Source organism: Fluctibacter corallii (assembly GCF_025751585.1).
Classification (GTDB): domain Bacteria; phylum Pseudomonadota; class Gammaproteobacteria; order Enterobacterales; family Alteromonadaceae; genus Fluctibacter_A; species Fluctibacter_A corallii.
Genome location: NZ_JAOWKX010000001.1, coordinates 731,353 through 747,444, shown reverse-complemented (window position 1 = coordinate 747,444; position 16,092 = coordinate 731,353). Strand labels below are relative to the sequence as shown.

At 44.0% G+C, this 16,092-nt stretch carries 14 protein-coding genes; 10 read left to right on the top strand and 4 right to left on the bottom strand.

What is annotated here, in order from left to right; translation table 11 throughout:
* Window positions 1–23 precede the first annotated feature (23 nt).
* Window positions 24–782 (top strand): substrate-binding periplasmic protein, encoded by a 759-nt coding sequence (locus OE749_RS03390; protein WP_263710940.1) that lies wholly within the window; start codon window positions 24–26, stop codon window positions 780–782.
* 24 nt (window positions 783–806) lie between these two features.
* Window positions 807–2,297: a methyl-accepting chemotaxis protein gene (locus OE749_RS03385; RefSeq protein WP_263710939.1), complete on the top strand. Its 1,491-nt coding sequence runs from the start codon at window positions 807–809 to the stop codon at window positions 2,295–2,297.
* A gap of 92 nt (window positions 2,298–2,389) precedes the next feature.
* On the opposite strand, the gene typA is transcribed toward OE749_RS03385, so the two are convergent.
* On the bottom strand, window positions 2,390–4,222 hold the full coding sequence (typA, locus tag OE749_RS03380) for a translational GTPase TypA (protein WP_404828110.1): 1,833 nt from the start codon (window positions 4,220–4,222) through the stop codon (window positions 2,390–2,392).
* A gap of 559 nt (window positions 4,223–4,781) precedes the next feature.
* Here typA and OE749_RS03375 point away from each other — a divergent pair.
* The 4 genes from OE749_RS03375 to ccmI are packed head-to-tail and all read left to right on the top strand — an operon-like array spanning window position 4,782 to window position 9,060.
* Window positions 4,782–6,743: a heme lyase CcmF/NrfE family subunit gene (locus OE749_RS03375; protein WP_263710938.1), complete on the top strand. Its 1,962-nt coding sequence runs from the start codon at window positions 4,782–4,784 to the stop codon at window positions 6,741–6,743.
* Window positions 6,743–7,342, top strand: coding sequence for a redoxin family protein (locus tag OE749_RS03370; RefSeq protein ID WP_263710937.1), 600 nt, complete (start codon window positions 6,743–6,745; stop codon window positions 7,340–7,342). The genes OE749_RS03375 and OE749_RS03370 overlap by 1 nt, the downstream gene beginning before the upstream one ends.
* 9 nt (window positions 7,343–7,351) lie before the next feature.
* Window positions 7,352–7,846, top strand: coding sequence for a cytochrome c-type biogenesis protein (locus OE749_RS03365; RefSeq protein WP_263710936.1), 495 nt, complete (start codon window positions 7,352–7,354; stop codon window positions 7,844–7,846).
* Window positions 7,846–9,060 (top strand): c-type cytochrome biogenesis protein CcmI, encoded by a 1,215-nt coding sequence (gene ccmI, locus OE749_RS03360; RefSeq protein ID WP_263710935.1) that lies wholly within the window; start codon window positions 7,846–7,848, stop codon window positions 9,058–9,060. The genes OE749_RS03365 and ccmI overlap by 1 nt, the downstream gene beginning before the upstream one ends.
* Window positions 9,061–9,154: 94 nt before the next feature.
* Here the strand turns inward: ccmI and OE749_RS03355 are convergent, their stop codons facing one another.
* Window positions 9,155–9,889, bottom strand: a complete 735-nt coding sequence (locus OE749_RS03355) for a 4'-phosphopantetheinyl transferase family protein (RefSeq protein ID WP_263710934.1) — start codon at window positions 9,887–9,889, stop codon at window positions 9,155–9,157.
* Window positions 9,890–10,369: 480 nt separating this feature from the next.
* Here OE749_RS03355 and glnA point away from each other — a divergent pair, with 480 nt between their 5' ends.
* From glnA to glnG, 4 genes are all read left to right on the top strand, one after another.
* Window positions 10,370–11,779 (top strand): glutamate--ammonia ligase, encoded by a 1,410-nt coding sequence (glnA, locus tag OE749_RS03350; RefSeq protein WP_263710933.1) that lies wholly within the window; start codon window positions 10,370–10,372, stop codon window positions 11,777–11,779.
* Between the two features lie 98 nt (window positions 11,780–11,877).
* Window positions 11,878–12,411: a DUF4124 domain-containing protein gene (locus tag OE749_RS03345; protein ID WP_263710932.1), complete on the top strand. Its 534-nt coding sequence runs from the start codon at window positions 11,878–11,880 to the stop codon at window positions 12,409–12,411.
* 90 nt (window positions 12,412–12,501) lie between these two features.
* Window positions 12,502–13,575, top strand: coding sequence for a nitrogen regulation protein NR(II) (gene glnL, locus OE749_RS03340; RefSeq protein WP_263710931.1), 1,074 nt, complete (start codon window positions 12,502–12,504; stop codon window positions 13,573–13,575).
* Window positions 13,575–14,987 carry a nitrogen regulation protein NR(I) gene (glnG, locus tag OE749_RS03335; RefSeq protein ID WP_263710930.1) on the top strand — a complete coding sequence of 471 codons (1,413 nt, stop codon included), beginning with the start codon at window positions 13,575–13,577 and terminating at the stop codon, window positions 14,985–14,987. Before glnL ends, glnG begins: the two co-directional genes overlap by 1 nt.
* A gap of 64 nt (window positions 14,988–15,051) precedes the next feature.
* Here glnG and folE read toward each other — a convergent pair whose 3' ends face one another.
* Both folE and OE749_RS03325 read right to left on the bottom strand, forming a co-directional pair.
* Window positions 15,052–15,606 (bottom strand): GTP cyclohydrolase I FolE, encoded by a 555-nt coding sequence (gene folE / locus OE749_RS03330; RefSeq protein WP_263710929.1) that lies wholly within the window; start codon window positions 15,604–15,606, stop codon window positions 15,052–15,054.
* A gap of 200 nt (window positions 15,607–15,806) precedes the next feature.
* Complete coding sequence (locus OE749_RS03325; protein WP_263710928.1) at window positions 15,807–15,989, bottom strand: hypothetical protein; 183 nt, start codon at window positions 15,987–15,989, stop codon at window positions 15,807–15,809.
* Window positions 15,990–16,092: the final 103 nt, after the last annotated feature.

Below are 16,092 nucleotides of genomic sequence, written 5' to 3'. Positions count from 1 at the left end.
CCAGTGGATAAAAGGAGCAACACATGAGTTTACACGGCGTAATAACCTTGTTTGTGAAATACTGCTTACTCATTTCGACGGTCGTGCTATTAACTGTGAGTACAGTACGAGCCGATACTGTACACCTTACGTCGTTGAGTTGGCCTCCCTATTCTGACAAAGATTTAAAAGACATGGGGGCGTCGGTAGCGGTTGCCAAAGCCGCGTTTGAAGCCGAAGGCCACACGTTGGTCGTGGATTTCTTTCCTTGGTCACGTGCGGTATCACAAGCTTCTCAAGCAGGTTCCAAGCATGTTGGTTACTTCCCAGAGTACAAATACGAATCATCTGATTTTGTGTTTTCTGATCCGATGGGAACGGGACCGTTAGGGTTAGTGCAGCTAAAGTCAAAGCCTGTGACCTTTGCCAACGTCGATGACTTGAATGGGAAAATGATTGGTGTGGTTCAAGATTACGTCAATACCCCTGAATTAGACGCAAGAATAGCATCAGGTGAAATTAAAGGCCAAGCAGCACCATCTGACGATGTGAATGTGAAAAAAGTGGCTGCGGGTCGCATTGAAGCTGCTGTGATTGATGCAAACGTTTTGAGTTATTTATTAGCAAACGATGCCGGCCTTAAACCGCTGGCTGCTAAAGTTGAAATGAACGCGACGTTGTTGGCCGAAAAGAAATTGTACATTGCATTTCGTAATGATGCCGAAGGACAAAAGTGGCAAGCTATTTTTAACAGTGGTCTGAAGAAAATAGATGTTGACGCCATTATGAAAAGCCATTTGTAACGCTGAAGGAAATAGGAGGTTTGGGTGGTCACAAAGTCCATATCGTTTAAGTTAATCATTGCTGCGCTGGTGGTACTCAGCGTAGTGCTGATTGTGTTTGGCTTTTATGACTTCTACGCAAGTAGTAGCAAGCTCCGAGCTGAGCAAGCGCATCGTGTAGATTTGGTCAAAGAGCGACTAATGCTAAGTTTGCCCAGCGCAGTTTGGAACTTTCAGGATGCACAAATTAATAAAATTCTTGCCGCAGAAGTGAAATCTGAAGATGTGAATAAAATCATTTTGACGGATGTCAACAATGAGGTGGTTAACCAGTCGGCAGGCGCAAAGGAAGGCGAGGAAACTAATTTCAAACTTATCTATGAGCAAGATGGTACTGAAAACGACCTTGGACGTGTCACTATTTTTGTTAATCGCGAATTTGTAGATGCGCAATTGCGCTCGTTGGCAGTTAGCGCAGCCGTGCGCATCATAATTCTTGATGTGTTGCTGGTGGTCGCTATGTTTTTTGTTTTTCGGCTTCTGGTCACAGATCCACTTGAGAAGGTCGCCCTAGCTCTTCAAAATATCGCCAGTGGTGATGGTGACTTAACGCGAGATTTACCTGTTGATAGAGATGATGAGATTGGTCAGCTGTCTAGTGCATTTAATCAATTCCAATCAAAAATTCGCGACCTTGTTGTGGCGATTAAGCAATCGGTTGAAGAATCACGTGCAATATCAGTACAGGTATCTAGAGCCAGCAATGACAGTCTAAAGAGTATAGAGCACCAGCAAGTTGAAACAGATCAGGTGGCAACTGCGGTCACTGAAATGGCGGCGGCAGCGGGCGAAATTGAAAATAATGCTTCAACGACGTCACAATCGGCGCAACGCGCGAGCACGGACGTTGCGAATGTATCTCGTATTGTCGGAGAGGCGATTGATTCGATTGAAAATCTGGCCTCTCATATCGGTAATGCGTCAGATGTAATTGCATCATTAGAAGGCAATGTAGGGCAAATTGTATTGGTGTTAGATGTTATTCAGAGCATTGCTGAGCAGACTAATTTACTCGCATTGAATGCGGCTATAGAAGCGGCGCGCGCAGGTGAACAAGGGCGTGGGTTTGCGGTAGTAGCGGATGAAGTGCGTTCATTAGCAAGCCGGACGCAAGAGAGCACGTCTCAAATTCAGGACACCATCAATGAGCTGCAAAATGGCGCGAAGTCAGCGGTTGATGTGATGGGACAAAGCCAAAGCAAGAGTGAAGATGCAAAGGTGAAAGCATCAAGTTCGGGCAGCTCGTTAGAAAGTCTGCAAAATGCCACAATCCAGATATCAGAAATGTCAGAGCAAATATCTACCGCAGTATCTGAGCAAAGTACGGTGGCTGATGAGCTAAGTAAAAATATTAATGTTATTGTCGAAACTGGCCACACGAGCATTACTAAGATGAATGAAGTGAAAGACTTTGCTCAGCAAATGCATGAACAATCTGAAATCTTAGATGATTTAACTCGCCGATTTAAAGTGTGAGAATTCGCTAGCCATGAATGGAAAGCGAGATAAAAAACAAAGGCGCCGACAGGCGCCTTTGCTATTAATGAAACTTAAGTAGACTCAGTAAACTACTCTTTATCTTTTGCGCGAGAAGCACGTTTACGGTCATTTTCCGTTAGTAGCTTCTTACGAAGGCGAATGCTTTCCGGTGTGACTTCAACCAATTCGTCATCGTCGATAAACTCTAGCGCTTGCTCAAGTGTCATAACGATTGGCGGTACAAGGTTCTGTGCTTCGTCAGTACCTGATGCGCGCACGTTAGTTAACTGTTTACCTTTAAGGGCATTAACCGTTAGATCGTTGTCGCGACTGTGAATGCCGATGATCATACCTTCGTACACTTCTACACCGTGTCCGATGAATAGACGACCACGATCCTGAAGGTTGAACAATGCGTTTGTTAGTGCTTTACCCGCAGCATTAGCAATCAACACACCGTTTTTACGTTGACCAATGTTACCGCCTTTATGAGGACCGTAGTGATCAAACGTGTGGTACAACAACCCTGAGCCTGATGTGAGTGTCATAAATTCAGTTTGGAAGCCAATCAAACCACGGCTTGGGATCACGAAGTCCATACGAACACGGCCTTTGCCGTCAGGTGACATGTCAGTCAATTCACCTTTACGCAAACCAATTTGTTCCATGATTGAGCCTTGGTGCTCTTCTTCACAGTCAATGGTCAGTGTTTCATAGGGTTCATGAACTTCGCCGTCTACATCACGCAGAATTACTTCTGGACGTGATACTGCTAGTTCGTAGCCTTCACGACGCATATTCTCAATTAGAATACCCAAATGTAATTCACCACGGCCCGAAACTCGGAATTTATCCGGATCTGGCGTTTCTTCTACACGTAGTGCTACGTTGTGAACCAATTCCGCTTGAAGGCGCTCTAGAATATTACGTGAAGTAACATATTTACCTTCTTTACCTGCAAATGGCGAGGTATTTACTTGGAAGGTCATGGTGACGGTTGGCTCGTCAACAGACAGTGGCGGCAACGCTTCTACTTCGTTCTGGTCACAAATTGTGTCGGAGATTTTCAGCTCACCCAACCCCGTAATCGCAATGATGTCGCCAGCGTGTGCACTATCGATTTCGTGACGCTCAAGGCCAAGATAACCCTGAATTTGACCAACTTTACCGTTTCGTTTTTTACCGTCTGCGCCGATAATCGTTACCTGATCATTTGGCTTAACGCTACCGCGCTTGATTCGGCCTACACCGATAACACCTACGTACGAGTTGTAGTCAAGCTGCGAAATCTGCATTTGAAAGCTGCCTTCAGGATCTGCATTCGGTGCTTGAACCTGGTCGACGATCGTTTGGAACAATGCAGTCATGTCTTCTTGCTTCTCGTCGGCATCTAAAGACGCCCAACCATTCAGGGCTGATGCGTAAACAACTTGGAAATCAAGTTGATCGTCAGTAGCACCAAGGTTGTCGAACAAGTCGAATACTTGATCAATTACCCAGTCAGGGCGCGCGCCTGGCTTGTCGATTTTGTTAATAACAACAATCGGCTTTAGGCCTTGTGCAAATGCTTTTTGCGTTACAAAACGCGTTTGCGGCATCGGGCCTTCTTGGGCATCAACAAGTAGCAGTACAGAATCGGCCATAGACATAACACGTTCCACTTCGCCACCGAAATCGGCGTGTCCCGGAGTGTCTACGATGTTGATGCGGTAGTCATTCCAACGAATCGCTGTGTTTTTAGCAAGGATGGTAATACCACGCTCTTTCTCGATGTCATTCGAGTCCATAACGCGTTCTTCTGCTTCACCACGGCTTTCAAGGGTGCCAGACTGTTGTAATAGTTTATCAACCAAGGTTGTTTTACCATGGTCAACGTGCGCAATAATTGCGATGTTTCTTAAGTTACTGATATCGTTAGCCAAAATATATGCCTTAACTCAAAGTAATTACGGACGAAAAGCCAAAATGACGAAGCAGTCTGACTAGCTTTAAGCGTGCCCTAGTGGTAGACGCAAAAAAAGGTGGCGTATTATACACTCAAACCTTAAGAAGGTAGAGTTAAATTTTTGTACAATGACGAAGTTTACATTGTTTCCACCAAATTATATGGCACTCGACGTTTTTTTCGAGTAATGCCTCGCGTTAAATTGTGATTTTTTAGTATTTTGGTGGTATGTGAAAAAAGCCGCGCTAATAGGAGGTCGTCGCAGTAGTTCTGATGTTCACCGTTTCGGAGTGTGTTAGCTCACTCAATCGGTGTTTAATGATGCACTAACTATTGATCTTATAATCTATAATGAAAGCCTTATTTTAAGCGCGATTCCAATGGTTTTCTGCAACAGCGATTTCTCGCAAAATTTATTAGAAGTTTCCAATTAAATGTGTAAAATCCAAACGCATTTGTCCCTGTTTGAGTTTGGGCGCTATTGCGGCTGCTATCGTAGGGATTATTGTTATTTTTGATTACTTACAGAGGCATATGTGGAGATTCATCATTACATACCCGAATTAGGAAATTTGGCTCTAACATTCGCATTTGGTTTTGCCCTGGCACTGTCCATTGTTCCATTCTGGGGCGTCAGGAAAAACAATCATCCCATTATGGAGTTGGCCCCGAATCTTGTGGTGGGTCAGTTCATCATGACAGCAATATCTTTTGGTTGCTTAGTATACGCCTTTGCAACAGATGATTTCTCTGTCATTAACGTTGCCCAAAACTCCACATCGCTTTTGCCTTTTGAATATAAAATTGCAGCCAGTTGGGGTAGCCATGAAGGGTCGATTTTGCTCTGGTTGCTAATGCAATCATGTTGGAATATCGGCTTTGCCGTATTTTCAAAGCAGCTCCCTAAAGACACGCGCACCCTAGTTTTGGTGGTGTTAGGGTGGATAAGTGTTGGGTTTTACGCTTACGTTATTATTGCGTCTAATCCATTTGAACGTACGTTGCCTTATTTTCCTGTAGACGGGCGAGACCTTAACCCACTCCTACAAGATCCTGGCATGATTTTTCATCCACCCATGCTTTACTTGGGGTATGTGGGCATGTCGGTACCTTTCTCATTCGCTATCGCAGCCTTGATTTTGGGGCGATTAGATACCAGTTGGGCGAAATGGTCTAGACCTTGGACGTTACTCGGTATTAGTTGCCTTACTATGGGAATCACACTCGGCTCATGGTGGGCATACAGTGAGCTCGGTTGGGGCGGCTGGTGGTTCTGGGATCCATCTGAAAATGCGGCGTTTATGCCTTGGCTTGTTGCAGTGGCACTTTTTCACTCACTTATTGCGACAGAAAAGCGTGGTGTTTTTGTTAGCTGGACATTATTTTTAGCGATTGCAGCATTCTCTTTTAGTTTATTAGGGACATTCTTAGTTCGTTCAGGTGTGATTGTATCTGTCCATGCTTTTGCAAATGACCCTGAACGTGGCATTTTCATTTTAGGATTACTTGCTTTCGTTATTGGCGGCAGTTTAACCCTTTATGCTATGCGCATTACGCATGTGCAAAAAGATCGTACGCAATATGCTGCAATATCCAGAGAAACGACGTTGTTAATGAACAATATGTTGTTCATTGCGGCTACAATAGTTGTCTTGATTGGAACGCTATTCCCCATGCTACACAAACAAGCGGGCTTGGGAGCTATCTCGGTTGGTCAACCGTTTTTTGATCAAGTGTTTAGTTGGTTATTAATACCATTTTCTTTTGTTTTAGGCGTGGCACCTATGATGCGCTGGAAGCAAGACAACCTGAACAGGCTGTTTAAATCCAATATCTATGTGTTCGTCGTAAGCCTAATTTTAGGTCTTGCATGGGTGTTAGGGCAGTTCGGTCAATGGAATTTCACCGCGATTGTCAGTGCTAGCCTTGGCTGTTGGATTACCCTCATTTCATTGAGAGAACTGTTCAAGACCGCCCAGAAACTGGGCTGGGCGAAAATACCTAAAGCGCATTGGGGGATGATTATTGGGCATATCGGTTTTGCGGTGACCTTAGCCGGAGGCGGTATGGCGACCCAATTCACCGATGAGCGTGCAGTAAAAATGCATATTGGAGATAAGGTTGAATTATCAGGCTATACCTTTCACCTGAAAGATATTGAGGCGACTTACGATTCTAACTATGAGGGACACGGCGCGCGTATTGAGGTATTGAAAGGCAATCAGCCTGTAGGCTCAATTCTGAGTGAGAAGCGATTTTATACGGTTCAAAAAACGGTGATGACAGAAGCCGGAGTTGATGTTGGCTTTACCCGAGATTTGTATGTGTCATTGGGCACGCAGTTTGATGATGGGAGTTGGGGTGTTAGGCTTTATGTAAAGCATTACGTACGCTGGTTATGGGCGGGAGGCATACTCATTGCCATCGGTTTAATCATTGCGATTGCCGATAAGCGTTACAGACGCAAAACGGGTAAGTTGCAAGAGAGGGCCGCCTAATGACTCAGCTACACACGCCAAATAAGCAAGAAAAATCACTCATCATACGATTTTTGCCCGTTATATTTTTTGCTTGTATCGTTGTTGTCTTTTATTTTGCATTGTTCGCTGACCCGTTTGAAAGGCCGTCTGAGCTTGAAGGGCGTCCATTACCTGAATTCCAGCTACCTGACTTGTATACTGATGGCGTGAGCTATTCTCGCGACTCGTTACTAGGTGAACCTTTTTTGTTGAATGTGTGGGGTGTGTGGTGTGTGACGTGTCGTTACGAGTTGCCATATTTGACTCAACTTAAAAACGAGCAAGGCGTCAAAATTGTAGGGCTCTATTATGATCAAGAGCACGACCCTGAGTTTGGGATTTATGCTGATGTACCGAAAATAAGAGAAGATGTAGTGAATATGCTGAGCCAATTTGGCAATCCATATCACATCAATATATTAGATTTAGATAGAGATCTTTTATTAGACCTTGCTGTTACTGGAGCACCCGAGACTTACGTTATCGATGCAGATGGAAAAATCCTCTTGCATCACTTGGGAGAAGTCAATGAGCGGGTTTGGAATGAAAAAATCGCGCCTATTTGGAATCAACTTTAGAGACATATTATGGTGAATATCCGTACTTTAATCGTCGCTATTTTTGTTCTGTTGTCTGAATCGGTGATGGCAACAGAAGATCTTGAAAGCTTTAAAACCGCTGAACACGAACGTGTATATCGTGAGTTAGTAGCCGAACTCCGCTGTCCTAGGTGTCAAAATCAGAATATCGCTGATTCCAATGCGTTGGTAGCTAAAGACATGCGAAATAAAACACGAAAGATGGTGGCAGATGGGGCGAGTAAACAGGAAGTAATTGATTTCATGGTGGGACGTTATGGCGAATTTGCTCACTATAAGCCACCCGTTAAGATGTCTACCGTTATTTTATGGCTAGCGCCTGCACTGTTTATTATTTACTTTTTGTATCGTATTCGTCGGCAGAGTACACGATTTACCACACACGGAAGACAAAACAAACGTAATGAACAGTGGAACGAGCAGCAAGAATTAGAACTGAAACGCCGGATTGAAGAACTTGAAAGGCGAGGAGATACGAAGTAATGGTTGGTTTTTACATTGGGGCACTCTTGTTTGTATTGATTGCTTCGCTATTTATCTTTGTTCCGGTAATTCGTTTTAACAAGGAGCAATCGGTCAACGAACATAGTCTTGATTGGTACAAAGTAGCTGAGAATGAGCTCGAAAAAGATTATGTGGCTGGAAAGTTGAATAAAGCGGCTTATGATGAAGCGGTGATAGAACTTAAAAAGCGGCTCACGGAAGACTTGTCAAAGGCAGAAGGCAAGGGTAAGTCGTTAGTAACATCAGGTAGTGCGAACGCCAAGTTATTTGCGGTTGCGATAATGTTAGTTACTGGGATTGCGATGTATGCGGCGCTAGGTGCGCATTCACACATGCAACGCTGGGAAACCTCTGTCGTTGATCGAAGTGGGTTAGCTGAACGTGCTTTTCTTAAGCAAGATCCAACAATGTCTACGACCAATATGGTTGATCTTGCCCTCGGAATTCGTACTCGACTTGTGAATACGCCGGAAGATGCAACTGGGTGGATGCTGCTGGGTAGAGTATTGTTGGTGTTGCGTGATCAGCCGGGTTCTGAGGCAGCCTATGCAAAAGCGCACGCATTGGCATCGGAAAATAAAGAAATAACCATAGGATATAGTCAGGCCTTACTATTCGGTGAAGACAGGGATAGCTGGCAAAAAGCGTTGAATTTAACCAAAGATCTCTTATCTGTGGACCCTATGAATATTACGGCAATGATAATGTTTTCCGCGGCAAATATCAGATTGGAAAATACGTCTGTTGCAAAAGAAAGTTTGAACATACTGTTACAAATGTTATCCCCGGATGATCCGAGGCATAGTTGGGCAAAAAATGAATTGGCCACGTTGACTCCTGAACAAACGGACGCGTCTGCACTGTTAACCATTGAAATTGATATATCAGAGAAATTGTTAGCGCAACTTGAAGGCTACCAGTACGTATTTGTTTTTGCTAAATCGGACAATATGCCAATGCCTGTTGCTGCTAAGAAAGTGGCTATATCTGAATTTCCAATGACGGTAACGCTGACCGATAACGATGCGCCAATGCCAACTCAGAAGTTGTCTTCTTTTGATACGGTTAATGTAGTTGCAAGGCTCTCTATGGACGGTAATATTGCCATTAGTGATAAGCGTTTAGAAACTGCGCAAAATGGAGTAAGTGTAGGAGAGGAAACCACCGTTCATTTGGTGCTGACTTCGGAATAATAAGGTAGCAGTCTAACGCTTGCTGTCACACATCCTAAGGCTCAAGCATGTCGAATGGCTGTTTGAGCCCCTTTTGCCTTTTCATTTGGTGGTATTACTTCACAGCCATCGTTTTAACAAGGTTGTCATCGTATTCAAAATATACTTGGTAATGCCTATCAACATTGTATTGGCGCGTAAATGCCCTTTCCAAGCCGAACGTCAAGCACTTTGCTGGCAAATCGACATGTATTAACTGCGCACACTCAAAACCAAAATAGCATTTTACTTGCGGATAAATAGCCTTGAATAGGCTTTCTTTAGCTGAAAAAAGAAGAGTGGTTGCCAGCGCTCTGTCTATCGAGCATTCGACCAGTTTAGCTCGCTCTTCATCCGTGTGAATTTGGCTTCCAATCTCAATAGCTGTGTTGAGTGGCAATATGCCTTCGATATCAATGCCAACGTGAGAAATGTGGGAGCGTTTGGCGACAACACAGATTGCTCGTTTAGAGTTGTGTGTGATAGCGCCGCAAATACCGGTTGGCCAAACTGGGGCTCGATGGTCGCCTATGGGGACCGTGGTCGGTGTGTTCATATCTAACAGTTTCAAGGCGTACTTCGCTGCATATCTGCCCGATAAAAATTCGGCTTGGCGCTTTGCAACCGACACACTTACGGATTCAGGGCAGCAAATACCCTCCTCAGAAAATATATTGAACCGGTATCCTTCAGGGTTGAGGGTGCAATCGACAAGAAAAAGTGCCTGTTCCGAAAGGGTGTTCGCAGTTATTTTTGTAATAAATGCGTTTTCAGTGTGATTAATGGCGCATGGTTCTAACAATTCAAACATGGGGTACGTCTATGCGGCAACTCTATGCGGCAACTCAATATACTTACGAAAACAGTTTGCTCTTGTTGAAGAAAACAAAGGTCAAGCTCCTTGTAAAGTGAGACTTATCTACAGAAGCAAACATTTAAAAACCTACCATACCATGCACGAAAATAATACGTACCGTCGATGTTAAGCGCTAATATTTTGTAAGCCACTAACAAATTTGCATGACCACATAAAAGTAAGCATCAACGCCTAGTTTCTTGACTATAGTATTTCAGAGCGATCGCGATGCGTTTTGGTGCAATGCACCATTTTGGCTATTTTGTGCACCGATATGGTGCATAAAGTGTTGAGTATTCCATTGCCCGAGAATAATACATGCCATTTTAAAGGGCTGCCAAGAAATATAGCTTATGGCACGCTTTTCGCTTTCTTTATCGCATCGCTGTTTGAGCGCAGCATTAATTAATTTTGGAATGTAATCCGGAGGACACAATGTCAGTAGAAAAGGCGTTAGGGCTTATCAAAGAAAGCGAAGCGAAGTTTGTCGATTTACGCTTCACCGATACAAAGGGAAAAGAGCAGCACGTTTCAATTCCAGTACACCAAATCGACGAAGACTTCTTTGAAGAAGGTAAAATGTTTGATGGTTCTTCTATCGCTGGATGGAAGGGAATTAACGAATCAGACATGATCCTAATGCCTGACGCAGACTCTGCGGTACTTGACCCGTTTGCAGAAGAAACGCAAATCAACATTCGTTGTGACATTGTTGAGCCGACTACATTGCAAGGTTATGAGCGCGATCCTCGTTCTGTGGCAAAGCGTGCAGAAGAATACCTAAAATCAACAGGCATTGGCGATACCGTATTATTTGGTCCAGAACCAGAATTTTTCCTATTTGACGATGTAAAATTCCATACAGATATGGCTGGCTCGTTTTTCCAAATTGATTCGTCTGAAGCGAAATGGAACTCAGGTGCAGATTTCGAAGACGGTAACTTAGGTCACCGCCCTGGTGTGAAAGGCGGTTATTTCCCAGTTCCTCCTGTTGATTCAGCTCACGATACACGTGCAGCAATGTGCTTAGTGATGGAAGAAATGGGCTTGGTAGTTGAAGCTCACCACCATGAAGTTGCTACAGCGGGACAAAACGAAATCGCGTGTCGTTTTAACACCCTTGTGAAAAAAGCAGACGAACTTCAAATTTACAAGTATGTAGTTCACAACGTTGCGCATGCATACGGTCAAACGGCGACATTTATGCCTAAGCCACTTGTTGGAGACAATGGTTCAGGTATGCACTGTCACCAGTCTATCAGTAAAGATGGTGTGAACATCTTTGCAGGCGATAAGTACTCTGGCTTGTCAGAGGAAGCACTTTATTATATTGGCGGTATCATTAAACATGCCCGTGCAATCAATGCTTTCACAAATGCTTCAACAAACTCGTACAAACGTTTAGTACCAGGGTTTGAAGCGCCGGTTATGCTTGCTTACTCTGCAAGAAACCGCTCTGCATCTATTCGTATTCCTTACGTAACAAGCGATAGAGCACGTCGTATTGAAGTACGTTTCCCTGACCCAACAGCTAACCCGTACTTGGCATTCACAGCAATGTTGATGGCAGGTATCGACGGTATTAAGAACAAGATTCACCCTGGTGATGCAATGGACAAAGATTTATACGATTTGCCACCAGAAGAAGCCGCAGAAATTCCAACTGTAGCAAGCTCACTAGAGCAAGCGTTGGAAGCGCTACGAAATGATCGCGACTTCCTAACGGCTGGCAATGTCATGACTGATGACATGATCGAGGCATACATTGCGCTTAAAGAAGAAGAAGTGACCACATTGAGAATGACAACCCACCCAGTTGAGTTCGATATGTACTACAGTGTTTAACCACACCCTTTGATATGTCAAAGCCCGCCGTTGTGCGGGCTTTTTTTTATGGCGCAAACGGTTACACTGAGAAAACACAAATTTGGGAGAGCATGAAAATGCGAACAATCGTTTTATGCATGTTATTGGTGATATCTTTTTGTGCTAGCAGTAAAATTTATAAAGTCGTGAATGAAGACGGAACTGTTGTGTACACAGACAAATTCCAAGCTGGTGCAGAGGAAATGACTATGTCTTCAACGTCGACGAATACGGTTTCAAGCCTGAATACACCGTCCAACTCACCTACATTATCGACGACAAGTTCAACCAAAAAGCAAGAACGAAAACGACCGAATTATTCACTTTCGATTCTACAACCTGCAAACGAAGCCACGATTCGAGACAATAATGGTGCCTTTCATGTTGTGGCTGAACTGACGCCGTTAGTGGCAGGACGCTTTCAGTTATTTATTGATGGTGAATTGATTCAAACTCAGCCCAATCCTAGATTTTCTTTGCAAGGCATTGAACGTGGAGAGCACCAGCTACAGGTTAAATTTAAACACAGTTCAGGCAAGATACTTGCATCTAGTCCTCCTGTTGTTATCTATTTGCATCAGGCATCGAAGTTAATTACGCCAGCTCAGTAGTGTCGGGTAGGTAACAGCACAGGAATGCAGCAAACGTTGCACTAAATTAAGCTGATGCACCATTATGGTGCATGTGATATAACGTTACCTATGCATATTGAAACAGACTTAGACACCATCTTTGATAACCTGTCTACGGCCATTTTGATGGTTGATAAGGACTTGTCTATCCGATTCGCTAATTTAGCTGCGCAAGTGATGATGCAAATTAGCCGAAATCAATTATTGGAATTGTGTCTACCACAATTATTTTCACGTGAATGTTTAGACTACCAACGTCTTCGCGATACGTTTGTTAATGCAGAAGGCTATTCTGACAATGAAGCGCAGTTTGCCTTTAATGACGGACGTTTTATGCTAGTAGATGTTACGGTGACCGCGCTGGAGCAGTCGGAAGAGCGATTGTTGCTGCTTGAAATGAAGAAGATCGATCAGCAAAAACGCATTTCACAGGAAACTTCCCAGTGGGCACAGCAACAAGCTGCGCGAGAGCTCATTCGCGGATTAGCCCATGAGATCAAAAATCCGCTGGGTGGTATTCGTGGTGCGGCACAGTTGTTAGAGCGCACGATGGCGTCGTCTGAAGTATCTGAATACACCAGCCTTATTATCGAGCAGTCTGACCGATTACGAAATTTGGTTGACCGCTTGCTTGGTCCTAACTCACCGCCAGATTTTGCATGGCATAATATTCATCGTACGCTGGAAAAAATTCGCAAGCTTATCGTATTGGATGACAGTGAAAAAATCACGTTGCACATCGATTATGACCCGAGTATCCCCGAGATATGGATGGATGAGAATATGATCCAGCAAGCTTTGCTGAATATAGTCAGAAATAGCATGCAGGCCTTGAAAGATACCACTGAAGGAGGATGTATTTCTTTAGTGACAAGGGTTGAGAGGCAAATGACGATTCACGGAAAGCGATATCCCTTGGTGTGTGAAGTTAAAGTCATTGATGATGGCCCAGGCATTCCCGATAATTTAAAAGATACATTGTTCTATCCCATGACAACCAGTAAACGGGATGGAACAGGGCTAGGTTTGTCAATTGCTCAAACGTTAATCAATCACCATCGTGGAAAAATAGAGGTAGATAGCTGGCCCGGCCATACGGAATTCAGTCTTTATCTTCCTATTGATAAAAAGGAGCCTGGTTAATGAGCAACGAACCCGTTTGGATTGTTGACGATGATAGTTCTATCCGTTGGGTGTTACAAAAAGCTTTGCAAGCTTCGAATATCGGATGTGTTAGTTTTAGTAATCCGCAAGATCTGTTACTTCAGCTGCAAATGGGGCAGGCGCCTGAAGTGATCATCTCCGACATTCGGATGCCTCAGATGGATGGCATGGCGTTGCTTGCAGAAGTGCATAGAGATTTCCCACAGATTCCGGTTATCATCATGACCGCACACTCTGACCTAGACAGTGCGGTGAACGCCTACCAAAGCGGCGCCTTTGAATATTTGCCGAAACCGTTTGATATAGACGAAGCACTGAGTTTAGTGCAGCGGGCTTTGGCACATGCACGCGAGAACTCTCGACAGCTAAGCGCGCCAGATGTGATCGCAGCGACAGAGATCATTGGCGAAGCGCCCGCAATGCAAGAAGTGTTCAGGGCAATAGGCCGCTTATCTCGTTCAAGTATCAGTGTCTTAATTAACGGGCAATCAGGCACTGGTAAAGAGCTTGTTGCGCAGGCACTTCATCGTCATAGCCCGAGGGCTGCTAAACCGTTTATTGCGTTGAATATGGCTGCGATTCCTGCAGATTTGGTGGAATCTGAATTATTTGGACATGAAAAGGGAGCATTTACTGGTGCACAAACGTCGCGGCAAGGGCGATTTGAGCAAGCTGATGGTGGAACGTTATTTTTAGATGAAATTGGCGATATGCCATTAGATGTTCAAACACGTTTATTGCGAGTGTTGGCAGATGGACAGTTTTACCGTGTGGGAGGACATAGTCCTGTATCCGTAGATGTCAGAATTATTGCTGCTACTCATCAGAACTTAGAAAAACGTGTAGCTGATGGAAAATTTCGAGAAGACTTGTTTCACCGTTTGAACGTAATCCGCATTCATATACCTAAGTTAAGCGAAAGACGAGAAGATATCCCGCTCTTAGCGGGGCACTTTTTGCAACAGGCTGCCAAAGAGCTCGGGGTTGAAGCAAAAGTATTGAGTGTTGATGCGAAAAAAGTGATGTCGTCGTTGGCGTGGCCTGGGAATGTACGTCAACTTGAAAATGTATGCCGGTGGCTGACGGTTATGGCTAGCGGGCAAGAAATTTTGGTGAGCGACTTACCACCTGAAATTAATCAGGAACCCATAGCACAGCATACTGAATCAAACGGTTTGGATTGGCGAGCGCTTTTAGCATCATGGACGGACAAACAGTTAAGCACAGGCAGAAACAATATACTTAATGATGCGATGAATGAGTTTGAAAAAATCATGCTTGAACGCGCGCTACACCATACACACGGACATAAACAAGAAGCAGCCAAACGGTTAGGTTGGGGGAGAAACACGCTGACCAGAAAGCTCAAAGATTTGGATTTTGATGTTTAAAGCATCTTCGCTATTTTGATTATAGAGACGATGCGCTGAGCGCATCGTCAAACGGTGCTCTTTTTTATTTGCCAATCAAGCGCAAAAATTCTGTGCGAGTCGCTTGAGATTCGCGGAAGGTGCCGAGCATGACTGACGTCACCATTGATGAGTTTTGCTTTTGCACACCACGCATCATCATACACATGTGCTTACCTTCCATAACAACGCCAACGCCTTGGGCACCAGTAACACTCTGAACGGCATCGGCAATTTGCTTGGTAAGCCCTTCTTGAATTTGCAGGCGACGTGCGTACATATCTACGATACGTGCGAATTTTGATAGACCTAATACTTTCTTGCTTGGAATGTAAGCGATATGGCAACGGCCAATAAATGGCAATATATGGTGTTCACACAAAGAGTAAAATTCGATGTCTTGAATAATTACCATTTCGTCCGTATCGGCTTCGAATATTGCGCCATTAACAACATCATCAAGTGATTTCTCATAACCGTCTGTTAAAAACTGCATTGCTTTGGCTGCACGCTTAGGGGTATCGACAAGGCCGTCGCGAGAAACATCTTCTCCAAGAATACCTAAAATTTCAGAATAGTGTGCCTGAAGTTTGTCTGACATGAATCGTAAATCTCTGTGGTTAGTTAGTCCGAGCGGAAACAAGTGCGCAGGTTGACGGATCAATTCTGCAGGTTATTACCGAGTATCACAAATTCCTGCTGGTAAATTAAGCGGAATGATAGCACTTTGTTAAACAGAGATTAAGGGTGTCTGCTAGCAATGTGCTTTAAATATGAGTTACGGAGAGAAATAAATAAAGATCAGTAGTCTTTGTATTTTCCCTTCATTGATGTGCGCATTTCTTGCAAGTGGCTATTAAGCTCGTTTTTAGCGCTTTCATACGCCTGATTAAGCTCTGGCGAATCGGGGTTTTTGAGCAGCTCTTTGAAGGCCATATCCGTTTTCTTCAAAAGCATATCGAGCGTTTTGTGTTCTACATCCATGTCTAAAAATCCTCATGATTGAAACGCAATCAATACACTAATAGTGGGTGATAAATGATGATAAAGCAACCCACTTTTAGCATTTTGAGGTAAAAAAAAAGAC

What these genes read in the sequence shown, in the direction of transcription:
- OE749_RS03370 (WP_263710937.1), top strand. Translation starts at nt 6,743, where the DNA reads ATGACTCAGCTACACACGCCAAATAAGCAAGAAAAATCACTCATCATA.
- glnL (WP_263710931.1), top strand. Translation starts at nt 12,502, where the DNA reads ATGCATATTGAAACAGACTTAGACACCATCTTTGATAACCTGTCTACG.
- glnG (WP_263710930.1), top strand. Translation starts at nt 13,575, where the DNA reads ATGAGCAACGAACCCGTTTGGATTGTTGACGATGATAGTTCTATCCGT.
- folE (WP_263710929.1), bottom strand. Translation starts at nt 15,606, where the DNA reads ATGTCAGACAAACTTCAGGCACACTATTCTGAAATTTTAGGTATTCTT.
- OE749_RS03355 (WP_263710934.1), bottom strand. Translation starts at nt 9,889, where the DNA reads ATGTTTGAATTGTTAGAACCATGCGCCATTAATCACACTGAAAACGCA.
- OE749_RS03390 (WP_263710940.1), top strand. Translation starts at nt 24, where the DNA reads ATGAGTTTACACGGCGTAATAACCTTGTTTGTGAAATACTGCTTACTC.
- OE749_RS03345 (WP_263710932.1), top strand. Translation starts at nt 11,878, where the DNA reads ATGCGAACAATCGTTTTATGCATGTTATTGGTGATATCTTTTTGTGCT.
- OE749_RS03365 (WP_263710936.1), top strand. Translation starts at nt 7,352, where the DNA reads ATGGTGAATATCCGTACTTTAATCGTCGCTATTTTTGTTCTGTTGTCT.
- ccmI (WP_263710935.1), top strand. Translation starts at nt 7,846, where the DNA reads ATGGTTGGTTTTTACATTGGGGCACTCTTGTTTGTATTGATTGCTTCG.
- glnA (WP_263710933.1), top strand. Translation starts at nt 10,370, where the DNA reads ATGTCAGTAGAAAAGGCGTTAGGGCTTATCAAAGAAAGCGAAGCGAAG.
- OE749_RS03325 (WP_263710928.1), bottom strand. Translation starts at nt 15,989, where the DNA reads ATGGATGTAGAACACAAAACGCTCGATATGCTTTTGAAGAAAACGGAT.